The sequence below is a fragment of the Noviherbaspirillum sp. L7-7A genome, assembly GCF_019052805.1.
Lineage (GTDB): Bacteria > Pseudomonadota > Gammaproteobacteria > Burkholderiales > Burkholderiaceae_D > Noviherbaspirillum_A.
Map to the genome: position 1 here is coordinate 2,739,896 of NZ_JAHQRJ010000001.1, position 16,313 is coordinate 2,756,208.

Sequence of the window (16,313 nt, forward strand, 5' to 3'; positions counted from 1 at the left end):
ATGAAGCTGATCACCAGGCCGGCAATGCAGCCGGCCGCGGCACGGACTACACACCGCCACGCAACGCCTTGCTCAGCCCAAGCTGCGTTTCCATGTCGGCATCCAGCTTCTGCGCGCCACCGGCGCCTCCACGAACCCGGCGCTCCATTGCCTGAGCGCCCGGCTGACCGGGCTTCTGCCCGCCAGCCTGATGATGGGCACGCCCTGGTTCACCGACGCGGCGGCAGCCGCATAGTGATTCGGTATTGTCCGTGCCACCGCCATGCCCAGCGTCTGCTCGACTTCGGCGATGCTGATGTCGCCGCGTCTTTCATGGCGGTTCACGACCGGGCTGATCCGCCCGGCGCCGTAGCCAAGGCCGCCGAATACTTCCAGCAGGCGCCGGCCATCGCGAATGAAGGGCAAGGTGATCTGCAGCACCGGATAGATCAGGTCGGCCTGGTCGAGCGCCCGCAGGCTGCGCGCATCCAGGTTGCGGCCCACGTCCACCACCACATGGTCATAGCGGCTGCGCGCCAGCGCCAGCACCGATGCGAGATGGTCGGGCAGGATGTCGGCGGACTGCGCCGGGTCCTGCGCCGCCGCCAGCACCGAGAGCGGCCCCACCTCGGTCATGCTGGCCGCCAGGAAGGTTGCATCCAGCCGCTCATGCGAGCGCGCCAGGTCGGCCAGCGTGCGCACCGGTGCGCGGTCGGACAGGAACAGCAGGGCGTCGCCAAACTGCAGGTTGAAATCCAGCAGCGCCGTGCGGCTGCCCTGCGCCGCCAGCGCATAGGCCAGATTGGCGGCGAGGAAGGTGGCGCCGCTGCCGCCCTTGCAGGAAACGAAGGCCAGCAGCTTGCCCTGTGCGGCGCGCTGGCTGCTGCGCAGGCCGGCAATCCGCTCCAGCGCGGCGCGCAAATGCTGGCCATCCGGCGACAGCGGCAGCACCTCGCGCACGCCGGCACGCATGGCGGCCAGCAGGAACTCGGCATCCTGCCGCGCTGACAGCGCCAGTACCGGCAGGCCGGCGCAGGCCTGCAGCGGCAGCAGCACGTCCGAAGCAGCCCCGTCGCCCAGATCCGCCACGAGCACATCGGGCGCCGCCAGCGCCGCATGGGCTGCCTGGCTGGCCAGCGTGCCGGGATAGGCGCTGGCCTGGCTGCCAGCCGGCAGCAGCCCAAGCAGGCTTTCTATCTGCCGCGCGCCGGGCGCGATGACGGCGATCCGCAATCCGGTCATGGCGCCCTCACCTGCCATTGCCGCCACCGACGGCATTGAAGAACACGGTTGGCGCAGGCGCAGGCGCGGTGCTCTGGAATGACTGCCGGTAGCGTGACAGCGCGCCGCGCGCCGCCGCGCCGTCCATGCCGGCATCGCCGTCCGCATTGGCCGGCATGGAGGGCAGCGCCTGCTGTGCCATCAGATTGCGCACGCTGCTGCCGAAGCGGCTGTCAAGCTGCGGCGCCACTGGCGCGCAGGCGGCGCAGCACAGCAGCAGGGGAATCAGAAGACGCTTGTGCATGATCACTCCCTGGCGGGCTGGGCAGCCGGTGCGGCTTCCATCTTCCCGCCCAAAAAGAACTCGGCCCGGCTTGGCATGCGCAGGCCATCGGTAGGCAGCGGCGCATCGGCCTGCAGCGGCTGCACCAGCCGCGGCGTGACGATGAATACCAGCTCGCTGCGGTCGTTCTGGAAGTCGCTGCTGCGAAACAGCGCGCCGAGCACCGGCACCTCTCCCAGCATGGGCAAGGCCCGGATGTTCTGCGCCAGGCTGTCGCGGATCAGGCCGCCAATGGCAAGGCTTTGCCCGTCCTGGAGCTGCACCGTGGTGCTGGCGCGGCGGGTGGTCAACAGCGGCAGCACCGCATTGCCGCCGGTGCCGCGGGCCGACAGGCCAACGCCTTCGCGCGAGAGTTTGGACACCTCGGGCGACACCCGGATGTTGATGCGGCCGCCGCCCAGCACCGTGGGCGTGAAGCGCAGTCCCACGCCGAATTCCTTTTCTTCCAGCGTGACGGTGCCGCCATTGACGCTGTTCTGCGCCACAGGGATGAAGATGCGGCCGCCGGCCAGGAAGCTGCCTTCCTGGCCGCTCACGGCCATGATGGTGGGCTCGGCCAGGATGCGCACCAGGCCATCGCCCTTCTCCGCATCGAGGCTGATGAATTCGCCGCTGTTCTTCACCAGGCCCAGCGTGCCATTGGCCCCGGCGACGAACTGCGCCGCCAGCCTGGCCGACCAGTTGCCGCGGCTGCGTCCCAGCGCCGCATCGATGCCCAGCTTCTCCAGCATGCTGCGCGAGATCTCGGCGACCTTCACTTCCAGCATGACCTGCTGCGGCGATGCGATCGACAGCAGGTTGATCACGCGTGCATTGCCTGTGGCGCCTGGCAGCTGCGACGCCGCATTGCCGCGCTGCGCATAGGCTTCCGCTACCAGCAATGCCTGCTCTGCTGCTGCGGCATCGCTGGCAACGCCCGACAGGACCAGGGAATCGGCAGCCGCGCCGACACGGATGCCGGCTTCCTGCGGCAGCAACTGGCGCAACCTGGCTTCCACTGCGCCGGCATCGATGCCAACGGCCACTTCAACCCAGCCGCACCGGCCGTCCCTGTTCTGGAACAGCAGGTTGGTGGCGCCCACTTTTTTACCGAACAGGAAGAACATGCCGCGTGGCGCGGCCGATGCAGTCGGCTCCAGTTGCAGCACGTCGGTATCGCCGACGGCGCGCAGCCAGGCGGGCGATGGCAAGCCACGATGCTGCAGGTCGAGCATCAGCGACTTGCCCTGGGCCACGCCGAGCGGGGCCGCCGTGTCGATGTCGCCGATGCAGGGCGGTGGCGCCTGCATGCGCGGCGCGGGCTGCTGTGTCTGCACCGACGTGGCCTGCAGTGGCTGCACCGGGGCCGCCAGCGCCCAGGGCTGTGCCAGCAGCAAGGCCATGACAGGCAGGCGATAACATGGCGATCGACGTTGCATCAATATCCTTTCATCAGGCTGGAAGACAACGCACTTGAATGACGGCAGGCGCCAGTGTGTGCATACGCCATGGCGTGGGCTTGATAAAGAACAAGGCGTTTCCGGCGCTTGATGTGGCGCTAAGTCAAGTGATCGATCAGCAGTAAAGCCAGCCTGTCAGCGATGTAAAAAGCGCTTTCATCGCTGCTAAAGGATGTCCAAAAGACGATGGCATGCGACATGCGTTATCGCGATTGCTTCCCTCTGCCTGGCGCAAGGCGGGCAACCGGTCTGCACCCGCAGGAAAGGATCAAACACCACATCAGGGAAGGCGACATGCGGCAGCAGATTCGCTTGCAGGACGGTGGAAGGATGGCAGCCTCCTGGCTTTCATCCATGCCAGGCAACGCAATACGGACTACGCGTCATCAGGGCGAAGGGATGGAAGCGTCCTGCTGCAAAAGAGATATGCCGGCAAGGTAATGCGGCGCCGAGCGCCTGTTCACACGGGGTGCATGGCAAAGCAAAGGAGGTAGAGCAACGCCGGTCAGGCTTGCAAGCCTGACTGCTACGCCTGGCTGGCGTGCCGATCCACGGCAACCGCTGCTTGCCCGCCTGATGGGACAGGCAAGCAGTCAGATCAGCATGCTCTACACCGCCTCAGCCTTTAGTCCGCCGGTTAGTCCATGCATTAAAAACACTGCACCAGCGGCCCTGCCCCTGTAAACACCTGCTGGCATTGCTGTGGCGGCGCTGACCGCTCCGGCCTTGGCAGTACTGGGGAGGCCTTGACCACCGGCGCGGGCGCCGCTGTTTTCAGCAGCGTCTGCTTGGTAGCGCCGATCGTGCGCGCCGGCGCCAGATCCACCTGGTTGCGCAGCACCAGCGACAGCTGCCCCACGCTGCGCGCCAGGTCCAGCTGCTCGGCCTCTGCCGGCGTGACTTCCAGCGTGACTGCATTGACCACCTTGGGCCGGGTGTCGCCCTGTCCCGCTTCCTGCGCCACTGCCAGCACCAGGATGCGCTCCAGCACCAGCTTGGAAATCGCCAGCTCACGCTCGCCCGGCGTGCGTCGTTCATCCTGCGTACTGACCAGGATATCGACGAAATTGCCCGGCAGGGCGAAGCCGGCCACACCCACCACGTCATTGACCCTGACCGTCATCGCGCGCTTGCCATGCGCCACCAGTGCCGACAGGCCGCCGGTGGCGCCCGGCTGGGCCAGCCTGGCGTCCTGCACCGGTTCGCCGCGCGCCAGCGCAACACGGGTCACGCGTCCGTTCAGCAAGGACAGCTCCGTGTAAATGCCCTGAGGCAGGCTGCTGGCCGGCCATGGCAGCAGTTGCAGCATGTCAGGACGCAGCCGGGTGCCAGGCTGGATCTCGGCTGCCGCCACCGCGATATGGCGCATGTCGATCGTGGACCGCGCGCTCCAGCGCGCCGCCAGCAGCACTGCGGCCAGTGCGGCAAGCAAGGCAATGCCAATGGAAAGCAGGCTGCGTAAGGTCTTGCTCATGATGCTGCTCCTTCAAATCGGCTCGCGCCGCGCTGCTTCGGTACAAGGCCAACTCAATACAGGGCCAGCCGGGCCGCCAGGCTGCTGTCGGCCAGCATCCACTGCAGCCATGCGCCGCTGGCGATGGCAAATGCATAAGGCATCCTGCCGGCGGAGGCGGGTGCCGGATCTATCCTGGGCAACTGGCGGCATGCCAGCCGCCACCACGCACTGCACAGCATGTCGCGCACGTTATGCAGCATCTGCCTTGTCGTGCCCTGGCATAGCGTTACTGCCAGCGTCAGCGCGCCACCTGCAAGCAGGGTGGCAAGCAGTGTCAGCGGCATGCACTGTGGGCCAATGAAGGCGCCGACCATGGCCATGAGCTTGACGTCGCCGGCACCCAGCCCGCCAAGCACATACAGGGGCAGTAGCGAGAACAGCCCTATGGCCATGCCGGCCAGCGCCAGCCGCAGGCCGATGCCATCGGCTGCGCCGGCACAGGCCATTGCCGCGAGCATGCCGGCGGCGACCAGGCTGTTTGGGATGCGACGATGCCGGAAGTCGTGGCCAACCGCCAGCAGCAGGAACAGGCTGGCAAGCAGCATGGAAGCGGTCATGTCTGTGTTCATTGTGCGTACCGGGCCCGGCATGCCGGGCCCGTGATTACTCAGGTGCAGGCGCCTGATCCGCCGGTCAGTGCATTACACACTGTGGTGAAGCCGGCCTTGACCCGCGTGCCCAGGGTCGCCACCACCGTCACGATCACGGCGGCGATCAGGGCCACCAGCAAGCCGTACTCGACAGCGGCGGCGCCGTCCTCTTCCTTCAGAAACTGCATGATTGCGTTCATCGAATTGCTCCTGATGTAGTTGATGTGGAATGCGACTTCCTGCGGCTTGTGAGGCCCGTCGCAGGCGCTAGTGTCGCGGCGTGGGCAAGCCGGTGTTTGACAGATCGCAACCGGTTCAGGCCGTTTGATCTGGCGCTATGTCGACTAAGCGATCAGCAGTTTTGATGGACGATCAGCGAGGAAATGAGAACCCAATGTTGCGCATGGGCGGTGATGGCCTTGCAGAATTTCAGGTAATCGTTCGTGATGGATGGGGCGGCAGAAGGCCAGGCGATCAAAAATGGGAAGCAATGACAGCCATTGCAGCGCGATGAAGCGAATGGCGTTGTCGTTGCAGTTGGAAGAGCAGCCGCATTTGCAGGGTGCAATACCTGAGGGCATTGCAGGGCGTTCGCAAACCGCGACGGCATTGTCTGCCAACCCCTTGATCGACCCATGGTGGAATGCCCCTTCGGGGTATTCCACCCTACGGAGCGCTGATTCTTTGCGCGGGTGACGCTGGAATGAGCAGGTAAAGCATCATGGAAGACGTAGGGCGTAATACCCCGAAGGGGCATTACGCGATACCGCCACGGCAGCAAGCGTAGCCTGGGTGAAGCGCAGCGTAGCCTGGGTGAAGCGCAGCGCAATTCGGATTGCCCCGTGACGCAATAGATGCCTCCCGGGCTTTCCTGGCGCATTCTCAAACCCGGCCTTTTCGCCTCTCTGGCAATGCGACTGGCTTCATCAATGGATGGCCCGGGTTGCGCTGCGCTTCACCCAGGCTACGGACTGCATGCCTGCCGTGGTGGCCTTGCACGGAACCGCCTGCGGCGGCGTGTTCCGCCAGCGACTGGCCGCGGCTGGAAAGCCAACCAGGCCCATCCATGCTGCCTTTGGCGTACTGAGGTTACGGCAGGCCTTCGATCCAACATGACATGGGCTTGACTGGCATGACAGTATCTACGACAGACGCCGCACCTTGTCCGCTTCAGGCATCGACGCCGCCCTGCGTTCAACGGGCAGTAAAGGCAACTGCTTTGGCAGGGTGCAACGACCTTGGCCAAAGCTGCCCGACTCAGTACTCCACCGCCGCGCTGCGCGCGCCCAGCCGGTCAAACAGCGACTGCTTCAGGGCATCGGCCGGCGCCACCCGCCACTCATCCGGCCACTGCACCTCGCAATCGATGCCGTGCCGGGTATAGCGCATCGCCAGCGGCAGGCCCTGCTCCGAGCGGAACTGCGACAGGATGGCCTTGATCTGCGCCGGGTCGGTGCTGTCGGTCATGGAGAACGCAAACTTCTTGCCGAACTGGATGCGCGCGGTGGCGATGTCCATCGCCTTTTCCGCGGTGATGCGCAGGCCGCCGGAGAAGCGGTCTTCCGATACCTTGCCCTGCACCGCCAGGAACTCGTCTTCCTTGAAGAGGTGCCGGTTGGCGTCGAACACTTCGTTGTAGACCGTGACCTCCACCGCCGCGCTGCCATCGTCAAGCAGCACGATGACCATCTTGCCACGCTGCGTCATCTGCACCCGCAGGCCGGCGATGATGCCGGCCATCAGCCGCGGCTCGCGCGATGGCGACAGGTCGGACAGCCGGGTGCGGGCAAACTTGCGCGCCTCCTCGGCATAGGCATTGAACAGGTGGCCCGACAGGTAAAAGCCGAGCGCGGTCTTTTCCTCGGTCAGCTTCTGCTTCTCGCTCCAGGGCGGCGCCTTCACATACTCGGGCGGGGCTACCATGTCGCTGTGGTCGCCGCCAAACAGGCTGACCTGGTTGGCCGAGGCTTCGGCCTGTTCCGCGCATTCCATGGCAAAGCCGACCGAGGCCAACAGGATGCCGCGATCGACCTCGAAGCTGTCGAAGGCGCCGGCGCGGATCAGCGACTCAATGGTGCGGCGGTTGATCTGCTTCTTGTCAACCCGCTTGCAGAAGTCGAACAGGTCGGCGAAGGGGCCGTCGCGGCGGGCCGCGAGGATGGCCTCGATCGCGCCCTGGCCCGAGCCCTTGACCGCGCCCAAGCCATAGCGAATCTCCCTGACCTTCTTCTTGCTCACGCTGGGCGGCTCGCCAACCGGCATGAAGCGGTAGTCAGACTGGTTGATATCGGGCGGCAGCAGCGTCAGGCCGCAGATGTCCACCGCGTCTTCCACCAGGATCTTGATCTTGTCGGTGTCATCCATGGCCAGCGACAAGTTGGCGGCCATGAAGGCGGCCGGATGATGGGCCTTTAAATAGGCGGTGTAGTACGACAGCAGCGCGTAGGCGGCTGCGTGGGACTTGTTGAAGCCGTAGCCGGCGAACTTCTCCATCAGGTCGAAGATCTCGTCGGCCTTTTCCTGGGACAGGCCGTTCCTGGCCGCGCCCTCGCGGAAGATCTGGCGATGCTGCGCCATTTCCTCGGCCTTCTTCTTGCCCATCGCGCGACGCAGCAAGTCCGCGCCGCCGAGCGAATACCCGCCGATCACCTGGGCCATCTGCATTACCTGCTCCTGATACACCATGATGCCGTAGGTCTCGGACAGGATGCCTTCGGTACGCGGGTCGGGATAGTCGAAGCGCTCGCCGTGCTTCCTCTTGCAGAAGTCCGGGATCAGGTCCATCGGGCCGGGCCGGTACAGCGCCACCAGCGCGATGATGTCCTCGAAGCGGTCGGGCCTTGCATCCTTCAGCATGCCCTGCATGCCGCGGCTTTCAAGCTGGAACACGGCCACCGTTTTGGCCTTGGTCAGCAGCTCGTAGGAAGCGCGGTCGTTCAGCGGCAGCTTGTCCAGGCTGAACTCGGCCATCGCCGGGTCCAGCTGGCGGATGTAGCGCACCGCGCGGTCGAGGATGGTCAGCGTGGTCAGGCCCAGGAAGTCGAACTTCACCAGGCCCACGGCTTCCACGTCGTCCTTGTCGTACTGCGACACCACGCCGGCGTCGCCTCCCTGGGTGTAGAGCGGGCAGAAATCGGTCAGCTTGCCGGGCGCGATCAGCACGCCGCCGGCATGCATGCCGATGTTGCGGGCGATGCCTTCCACCTGCTGCGCCAGGTCCAGCAGCTGCTTGACCTCCTCTTCCTTCTCCATCCGCTCCTTCAGGAGCGGCTCTTCCTCGATGGCGTCGGCGATGGTGACGAGCTTGCCGGGCTTGAACGGGATCAGCTTGGAGATGCCATCGCAGAAGTTGTAGCCCATGTCGAGCACGCGGCCGACGTCGCGCACGGCGCCCTTGGCGGCCATGGTGCCGAAGGTGGCGATCTGCGACACCGCCTCGCGGCCGTAGCGATCCTTCACGTACTGGATCACGCGGTCGCGGCCTTCCTGGCAGAAGTCGATATCGAAGTCGGGCATCGATACCCGTTCCGGATTCAGGAAGCGCTCGAACAGCAGGTTGTAGGCCAGCGGGTCGAGGTCGGTAATGGATAGCGCATAAGCCACCAGCGAACCGGCGCCCGAACCACGGCCCGGCCCCACCGGCACGCCATTGTTCTTGGCCCACTGGATGAAGTCGGCCACGATCAGGAAGTAGCCGGGAAAGCCCATCTTGATGATGGTGTCGGTCTCGAACTTCAGGCGCTCTTCATAACGCGGCCGCTTCTGCTCGCGCACCGCCTCGTCGGGGAACAGATGCAGCAGGCGCTCTTCCAATCCGCGCCTGGCCTCGGCCACCAGGAAGTCGTCGATGGTCATGCCGTCCGGCGTCGGGAAGTTGGGCAGCTTGGGCTTGCCCAGTTCCAGCACCAGGTTGCAGCGGCGCGCGATCTCGACACTGTTGGCCAGTGCGCCCGGCAGGTCGGCGAACAGCTCTGCCATCTCGGCCTGGGTCTTGAAGGCCTGCTGCTCGTTGAAGCGCTTGGGGCGACGCGGATTGGCCAGGATCTCGCCTTCGGCGATGCAGGTGCGCGCTTCATGCGCGACGAATTCCTCGGCCGACAGGAACTGCACCGGATGGGTGGCAACCACCGGCAGTTGCAGCCTGGCCGCCAATGCCACCGACTGCCGGACCTGCTGCTCCATGTTGGGCTGGCCGGCGCGCTGTATCTCGATATAGAAATGGCCGGGGAAAGCGGCTGCCCAGCGCTGTGCGCAACGCTCGGCCAGTTGCGGATTGCCGCGCTCGAAGGCGCAGCCGATGTCGCCGAAGTGGGCGCCCGACAGCGCGATCAGTCCACCTGGCGCCAGCGCCTCCAGCCATTCGCCGCGGATCTCGGCGCGGCCGCGGTAGAGGTTGGTCAGCCAGGCCTTGGACAGCAGCTCGCACAGCTGCAGGTAGCCGTCCCGGTTCTTGACCAGCAGCAGCAGGCGCGACGGCTTTTCGCGGTCGTCATTGTTGGTGATCCACACATCGCAACCGGCAATGGGCTTGATGCCCTTGCCGCGCGCGGCCTTGTAGAACTTGACCATGCCAAACAGGTTGGCGAGGTCGGTGATGGCAAGTGCGGGTTGCGCGTCTTTCGCTGCCGCCTTCACCACGTCGTCGATGCGGACAAGGCCGTCGGCGATGGAGAATTCGGAATGGAGGCGAAGATGGATGAATTGCGGGGAGGTCATCCGGCTATTTTACCCGCAGCCCTGTCCGCGCCAAACCGGGTTTTTGGCGCGCACGCCACACCGCGGTTTATAATGCCGACGAATCAATGACTTACCTTATCTGGCATGCAACCCTCCTCACCATTCGTCAACATCGCCGCCTACAAATTCATCACCTTCGACGACACCGTTGAAAAACGGCCCGCGTTCCAGGCCGTCTGCGCCGAGCTGGGCCTGATGGGCACCATCCTGCTGAGCCCGGAAGGCATCAACCTGTTCCTGGCCGGCAGCCGCGACGGCATCGACCGCTTCCTGCAATGGCTGCGCGCCGACGCCCGCTTCGCCGACCTAGAAGTCAAGGAAAGCTATTCCGACGAGCAGCCGTTCAAGCGCATGCTGGTCAAGTTGAAGCGCGAAATCATCACGATGAAGCACCCGCTGATCAAGCCCGAGCTGGGCCGCGCGCCGGCCGTGACGGCGCCGGACCTCAAGCGCTGGCTGGACCAGGGCCATGACGATGAAGGCCGGCCGGTGGTAATGATGGACACCCGCAATGCCTTCGAAGTCGATGTCGGCACCTTCAACGACACCCTGGATTACCGCATCGAGAAGTTCAGCGAGTTTCCAGACGTGGTGGCGCGGCATCGCGATGAACTGGCCGGCAAGACCGTGGTGACCTTCTGCACCGGCGGCATACGCTGCGAGAAGGCGGCGATCCACATGCAGAACATCGGCTACGACCATGTCTACCAATTGGAGGGCGGCATCCTGAAGTATTTCGAGGAAGTGGGCGGCGACCACTACACCGGCGACTGCTTCGTCTTCGACCGCCGCACCGCGTTGAACCCGAAGCTGGAAGCCACGCCTACCGTGCAGTGCTATGCCTGCCGCGCCGTGGTCACGCCGCGCGAGCAGTTGTCGCCGCTGTATGTGTATGGCGACTCCTGCCCGCATTGCGCGAAGCGGGAAAGCAAGGCCGAGACCGCCGCGGCAGGCGGCTTGGCACCCTGAAACCGCATGCCGCGCGGCACAGCGGTCAATGCGCAGCGCCGGACAGCAAGCCGGCGCCATAGCCTTTCACCGGTTTGCTCATGCGCTTGCACCGTGAAGTCGAAGCTTGCAGTAAATCAGGGGCGGCGCCCGGAGCCCCTAGGGTGGAATACCCCGAAGGGGCATTCCACCGAATCGTTACAACGATAGTGCAGTCGTCTTGGCGCATTTGACATCGAAAGCAATTGCTGTCTCGCAGTGACGCCTGCCACTAGCAGTTCAACACCTTTGCACGACGCCGTTGATTAGCCAGGCGGTTCGCTACGCCAGGCGGCCCTGGCGATTGCGACCTGCTGCCTTGATCGACCGCCTCGTCGAATGCCCCTTCGGGGTGTTCCACCCTACGACAGGCGCTGCGCCCGATTTGCTTTAAGCATCGCCGGCATGGCGGACCAGGGACGGGCGTAGTGCTAGTGCTAGTGCTAGTGCTAGTGCTAGTGCTAGTGCGACGGGCTGTCGCCTTCAAAGGTCAAAGGCTGTCAGTGCCCGCCGCAGCCATGCCCATGGCCGCCCGCCTTGGCCGGCGCCATCGCCACATCGCGACCCGCCTCGCGTCCATGCCCGGCCGCATCCAGCCGCGCCAGGTAGTCTTCCCACAGCTCGGCCTGGTTGTTGCCCAGCCAGTACAGGTATTCCCAGGAATACATGCCGGTGTTATGACCGTCATCGAAATGCGGCTGCACCGCGTAATTGCCGACCGGCTCCAGCGCGGTCAGGTCGACATTGCGCTTGCCGGTCTGCAGGGTTTCCTGGCCGGGGCCGTGGCCACGCACCTCGGCCGAAGGGGAATACACCCGCAGCAGTTCGAAGGGCAGCGAAAATCTGGCGCCGTCGTCAAAGGCAATATCGAGCAGACGCGACTGCCTGCGCACTGCGATTTCGGTCGGCGTCGGCGCCGGGGGTGTCTGTTGCGAGCCAGCCATGTTGTCAGTCTCCAGTTTATTGCGCGGTCTGCCGCGCCAGCGCGGCGCGCAGTGCGTCCAGTTGCGCCTTGCGCGATGCCAGCGTGGCGGCGTCGGCGGCGCGCTGCGCATTGGCCCATACCGGCGAGGGGAAATGCACATCGTCGGCAAAGCGCGGTATCACATGCCAGTGCAGGTGCGGCGTCATGTTGCCCAGGCTGGCCAGGTTGATCTTGTCCGGGTTCATCGCCTCGCGCAGCGCGGTCTCGACCTTCATCACCATCTGCATCATCGCGCTGCGCTCGGTCGGCGCGAGATCGGTCATTTCCTTCACATGCGTCTGCCAGATCACCCGGCAGAAGCCGGGATACTGCGCATCGTCGACCAGCACCACCCGCAGCTGGTGGTCGCGGTACAGCTCCTCGCCGCCGCTGCCCTCGCACAGCTCGCAGGCCGCCGTCATACCAGCACCCGCTCGATGCCGCCGCTGTTGGCCCGGCCGACATAGTCTTCCAGCCAGGACGGCCCCAGCAGGTGGCGCGCCATCTCGACCACGATGTAGTCAGCGGTGGTGCCGGCATCCTCGTTGTAGCGCGACAGGCCCTGCAGGCAGGACGGGCAGGACGTCAGCACCTTGACGTCGCCGGCGAAACCGTCAGCCCGCACCTTGGCCACGCCCTTCTCCATCTCGGTCTCCTTGCGGAAGCGGATCTGGGTCGAGATATCCGGCCGCGACACGGCCAGCGTGCCGGACTCGCCGCAGCAGCGATCGTTCTTCTCGATCTTCTGCGCATCCGCCGTGGTGATCAGGGAATTGACGGTCTTGAGCGGGTCCTGCAGCTTCATCGGCGTATGGCAGGGGTCGTGATACATGTAGCGCACGCCATTGACGCCTTCGAGCTTGACGCCCTTTTCCATCAGGTATTCATGGATGTCGACGATGCGGCAGCCGGGGAAGATCTTCTCGAATTCATAGCCCTGCAGCTGGTCGTAGCAGGTGCCGCAGGACACGATCACGGTCTTGATGTCGAGGTAGTTCAGCGTGTTGGCCATGCGGTGGAACAGCACCCGGTTGTCGGTGATGATCTTTTCCGCCTTGTCGTAATCGCCCGAGCCGCGCTGCGGATAGCCGCAGCACAAATAGCCCGGCGGCAGCACGGTCTGCACGCCGACATTCCACAGCATCGCCTGGGTTGCCAGCCCCACCTGCGAGAACAGCCGCTCCGAGCCGCAGCCGGGGAAGTAGAACACGGCCTCGGTATCGGCGCTGGTGGTCTTGGGGTCGCGGATGATGGGAACGATCTTGTCGTCCTCGATATCGAGCAGCGCCCGCGCGGTTTTCTTGGGCAGGTTGCCCGGCATCTTCTTGTTGATGAAGTGGATCACCTGCTCGCGCACCGGCGGCTTGCCATGCGTGGCCGGCGGCGCCTTGGTCTGCTTCTTCGCCAGCTTCTTGAGCACTTCATTGCCCAGGCGCTGCGCCTTGTAGCCCCAGCCCATCATCACCTGCCGGGTGGCGTTGATGGTGGCCGAATCGGTGGCGTTGAGGAAGAACATCGAGGCCGCGGTGCCCGGGTTGAAAGACTTCTTGTCCATCTTGCGCAGGAGGTTGCGCATGTTCATCGACACGTCGCCGAAGTCGATATTGACCGGGCAAGGCGTGACGCACTTGTGGCATACCGTGCAGTGGTCGGCCACGTCCTCGAACTCTTCCCAGTGCTTGATCGACACGCCGCGCCGCGTCTGCTCTTCATACAGGAAGGCTTCCACCAGCAGCGATGTGGCGAGGATCTTGTTGCGCGGCGAGTACAGCAGGTTGGCGCGCGGCACATGGGTGGCGCATACCGGCTTGCACTTGCCGCAGCGCAGGCAGTCCTTGACGCTGTTGGCGATGGCGCCGATGTCGCTCTGCTGCATGATCAGCGACTCATGGCCCATCAGGCCGAACGACGGCGTATAGGCATTGCGCAGGTCCGAATGCATGTTCGGGTCGTTCAGCAGCTTGCCCTTGTTGAAGCGGCCTTCCGGATCGACCCGGCGCTTGTATTCGCGGAACTCGACGATCTCGTCCTCGGTCAGGAATTCCAGCTTGGTGATGCCGATGCCATGCTCGCCGGAGATCACGCCGTTGAGCGAGCGCGCCAGCGTCATGATGCGCGCCACCGCCGCATGGGCGTCCTGCAGCATCTCGTAGTGGTCGGAATTGACCGGCAGGTTGGTATGCACATTGCCGTCGCCGGCATGCATGTGCAGCGCGACGAACACGCGGCCGCGCAGCACCTTCTTGTGGATCGCGGTGCATTCATCGAGGATGGGCTTGAAGGCGCCGCCGTTGAAGATCTGGCGCAGGCCGGCGCGCACTTCGCTCTTCCACGACACCCGCACCGTGCGGTCCTGGGTGACATCGAAGACGGTCGCCTCCGGCTGCTGCGCCAGGCGCTCGTCGAAGGCGGCCGACAGCTTGTCCAGGCCCAGCACCGCAAGGTCGGCCTTGGCCGCGGCCAGCGGCTTGTCCATGTTGGCCAGCAGGTAGGTCCAGCGCGCATGCACGCCGGCCAGCAGCTGCTCGGCCTGGCTGACCCGGTCTTCCAGCAGCTCGGCCGGCGGAATGCCGCTGCCTTCGGCGTCGTCGCTCTTGCCCAGCGGCAGATTGCCCTTGGCAAAGAAGGCGCGCAGTTCGTCGACCAGCTGCAGCTTGTTCTTGATCGACAGCTCGATGTTGATGCGCTCGATGCCGTCGGTGTACTCGCCCATGCGGTTCAGCGGGATCACCACGTCCTCGTTGATCTTGAAGGCGTTGGTGTGCTTGGCGATCGCCGCGGTGCGGGCGCGGTCCAGCCAGAATTTCTTCCGTGTTTCCGGGCTGACCGCGACAAAGCCTTCGCCGACGCGGGTATTGGCGATGCGCACCACTTCCGAGGCCGCGCGGGCTACCGCGTCCTCATCGTCGCCGACGATGTCGCCAAACAGCGCCATCTTGGGCAGCACGCCGCGCTTGGACTTGGTGGCATAGCCGACCGCGCGCAGGTAGCGCTCGTCCAGGTGCTCCAGGCCGGCCAGGATGGCGCCGCCCTTGGCGGTTTCGCTGTCGAGGTAGTCCTTGATCTCGACGATCGAAGGAATCGCGTCGCGCGCCTGGCCGAAGAATTCCAGGCAGACGGTGCGGGCATGTTTCGGCATGCGGTGCAGGATCCAGCGCGCCGACGTGATCAGGCCGTCGCAGCCTTCCTTCTGGATGCCGGGCAGGCCGGAGAGGAACTTGTCGGTCACGTCCTTGCCCAGGCCTTCCTTCCTGAACACCTTGCCCGCCACCTCGATCACTTCCGAGCGGAACGGCTGGTTGCTGCGGCCGCGCGCGGCCGGCTTGGTCCATTCCAGCCTGAACTTGACCACCGGCGCGTCGTGGATCTTGCCGAGGTTGTGCTCCAGGCGGGTGACTTCCAGCCAGTCGCCGTTCGGGTCGACCATGCGCCAGCTCGCCAGGTTGTCCAGCGCGGTGCCCCACAGCACGGCCTTCTTGCCGCCGGCATTCATCGCGATATTGCCGCCGATGCAGGATGCCTCGGCCGAGGTCGGGTCGACCGCGAACACCAGGCCGGCCTTGTCGGCCGCGTCGGACACCCGCTTGGTGACCACGCCGGCGCCGGTGTAGATGGTGGCGTACTCGCGGTCCACGCCAGGCAGTATCATCATTTCGACTTCGCCCAGCTGCTCCAGCTTCTCGGTATTGATCACGGCCGACATGGGCGTCAGCGGAATCGCGCCGCCGGTATAGCCGGTGCCGCCTCCGCGCGGGATGATGGTCAGCCCGAGTTCGATGCAGCCCTTGACCAGGCCGGCCATTTCCTCTTCGCTGTCGGGCGTGAGCACCAGGAAGGGGTATTCCACGCGCCAGTCGGTGGCGTCGGTGACATGCGACACCCGCGACAGGCCGTCGAACTTGATGTTGTCCTTTTCGGTGTAGCGGCCCAGCACCTTCACCGCACGCTTGCGCAGGTCGTAAGTCTGGCGGAATTCCTCGCCGAAGTCGGCCACGGCCTTCCTGGCTGCCCTGAGCAGGGTTTCCACGCTGTCGCTGCGCTGCTGCGCATCCATGTCCGCGCCGTCGCCGCCGTCGGCAGCGAGACGGCGCTTGTCGACTTCGCCCAGCCTGTGGTTCAGGGCGTCGATCAGGGCCTGGCGCCGCTTCGGGTTGTCCAGCAGGTCGTCCTGGAGATAGGGATTGCGCCGCACTACCCAGATGTCGCCCAGCACTTCGTAGAGCATGCGCGCCGAGCGGCCGGTCTGGCGCGCGCCGCGCAGCGCGTCCAGCAGGCGCCAGGACTCTTCTCCCAGCAGGCGGATCACGATTTCGCGGTCGGAAAACGAAGTGTAGTTATAGGGAATTTCGCGCAGCCGGGTCGGGGCCGGCACGTCGGACAGTAAAGCCTGGATTTGAGCTGGAGCGTTCATCAGAGGGGAATTGGGGAGGGACTGACGCTAAACGAGCATTCTAGCGTATTGCGCCGCATCAGGCAGGCGGCATCGCCATTCGGAAATCGCCCGATCAGCTGCTTCAGCCGGGCGCCGCCGCAGCGG

The 16,313-nt window shown here is 65.0% G+C and carries 12 protein-coding genes; 1 reads left to right on the forward strand and 11 read right to left on the reverse strand.

Annotation, left to right across the window (positions count from 1 at the left end; genetic code table 11):
• Nucleotides 1-72 precede the first annotated feature (72 nt).
• From KTQ42_RS12500 to dnaE, 8 genes are all read right to left on the reverse strand, one after another.
• Nucleotides 73-1,221 carry an AAA family ATPase gene (locus KTQ42_RS12500; RefSeq protein WP_217345790.1) on the reverse strand — a complete coding sequence of 383 codons (1,149 nt, stop codon included), beginning with the start codon at nt 1,219-1,221 and terminating at the stop codon, nt 73-75.
• 7 nt (nt 1,222-1,228) lie between these two features.
• A complete protein-coding gene (locus KTQ42_RS12505) occupies nt 1,229-1,504 on the reverse strand; it encodes a hypothetical protein (RefSeq protein WP_217345791.1) in 276 nt (91 codons plus the stop codon).
• A gap of 2 nt (nt 1,505-1,506) precedes the next feature.
• Nucleotides 1,507-2,925, reverse strand: coding sequence for a type II and III secretion system protein family protein (locus tag KTQ42_RS12510; protein ID WP_249222739.1), 1,419 nt, complete (start codon nt 2,923-2,925; stop codon nt 1,507-1,509).
• Between the two features lie 706 nt (nt 2,926-3,631).
• Nucleotides 3,632-4,456: a Flp pilus assembly protein CpaB gene (gene cpaB / locus KTQ42_RS12515; protein WP_217345792.1), complete on the reverse strand. Its 825-nt coding sequence runs from the start codon at nt 4,454-4,456 to the stop codon at nt 3,632-3,634.
• A gap of 53 nt (nt 4,457-4,509) precedes the next feature.
• Complete coding sequence (locus tag KTQ42_RS12520; protein WP_217345793.1) at nt 4,510-5,055, reverse strand: A24 family peptidase; 546 nt, start codon at nt 5,053-5,055, stop codon at nt 4,510-4,512.
• 50 nt (nt 5,056-5,105) lie between these two features.
• A complete protein-coding gene (locus KTQ42_RS12525) occupies nt 5,106-5,288 on the reverse strand; it encodes a Flp family type IVb pilin (protein WP_194711473.1) in 183 nt (60 codons plus the stop codon).
• A 144-nt stretch (nt 5,289-5,432) separates the two neighbouring features.
• Nucleotides 5,433-5,753 carry a hypothetical protein gene (locus KTQ42_RS12530; RefSeq protein ID WP_217345794.1) on the reverse strand — a complete coding sequence of 107 codons (321 nt, stop codon included), beginning with the start codon at nt 5,751-5,753 and terminating at the stop codon, nt 5,433-5,435.
• A gap of 592 nt (nt 5,754-6,345) precedes the next feature.
• Nucleotides 6,346-9,804, reverse strand: coding sequence for a DNA polymerase III subunit alpha (gene dnaE / locus KTQ42_RS12535; protein WP_217345795.1), 3,459 nt, complete (start codon nt 9,802-9,804; stop codon nt 6,346-6,348).
• Nucleotides 9,805-9,909: 105 nt separating this feature from the next.
• Between dnaE and KTQ42_RS12540 the strand changes: the two genes are divergently transcribed.
• Nucleotides 9,910-10,794 (forward strand): sulfurtransferase, encoded by an 885-nt coding sequence (locus KTQ42_RS12540; RefSeq protein ID WP_217345796.1) that lies wholly within the window; start codon nt 9,910-9,912, stop codon nt 10,792-10,794.
• Nucleotides 10,795-11,312: 518 nt separating this feature from the next.
• On the opposite strand, the gene KTQ42_RS12545 is transcribed toward KTQ42_RS12540, so the two are convergent.
• The 3 genes from KTQ42_RS12545 to KTQ42_RS12555 are packed head-to-tail and all read right to left on the reverse strand — an operon-like array spanning nt 11,313 to nt 16,187.
• Nucleotides 11,313-11,756 carry a DUF971 domain-containing protein gene (locus KTQ42_RS12545; protein ID WP_217345797.1) on the reverse strand — a complete coding sequence of 148 codons (444 nt, stop codon included), beginning with the start codon at nt 11,754-11,756 and terminating at the stop codon, nt 11,313-11,315.
• Between the two features lie 16 nt (nt 11,757-11,772).
• Nucleotides 11,773-12,198, reverse strand: a complete 426-nt coding sequence (locus KTQ42_RS12550; protein WP_217345798.1) for an HIT family protein — start codon at nt 12,196-12,198, stop codon at nt 11,773-11,775.
• The gene (locus KTQ42_RS12555) at nt 12,195-16,187 is read right to left on the reverse strand and encodes an FAD/FMN-binding oxidoreductase (RefSeq protein ID WP_217345799.1); all 3,993 of its coding nucleotides are present in this window, start codon (nt 16,185-16,187) and stop codon (nt 12,195-12,197) included. The genes KTQ42_RS12550 and KTQ42_RS12555 overlap by 4 nt, the downstream gene beginning before the upstream one ends.
• Nucleotides 16,188-16,313: the final 126 nt, after the last annotated feature.